The following is a 257-nucleotide window of genomic DNA, read 5'->3' on the forward strand; positions in this document are numbered from 1 at the left end:
CCTTGACGGAATCGATTGTAATGTTGTGTCTCGGTTCAACATTACATTCTCGCGGCACGTGCCATGTCGGTTCACACCAAACCCAAGGTCTACGTCGCCGATGACGATGCCGACGTCCTCGGCTCGCTCCGCTTCCTGCTCGAGGCCGACGGGTTTGACGTCCGCACGTTCCGCAGCGGCATCGCGCTGCTCAACGCATCGGATCATGCGCCGGTCGACTGCTTCGTCGTCGATTACAAGATGCCCGAGCTCAACGG

1 protein-coding gene is annotated in these 257 nt (G+C 59.5%); it reads left to right on the forward strand.

What is annotated here, in order from left to right; all coding sequences use genetic code 11:
- Positions 1-63: 63 nt before the first annotated feature.
- Positions 64-257 (forward strand): response regulator (locus AC0MA3_RS26610; RefSeq protein ID WP_474658363.1); only part of this gene is annotated, 194 nt, incomplete at its 3' end.

It is taken from the genome of Paenibacillus sp. LS-5, assembly GCF_056121505.1.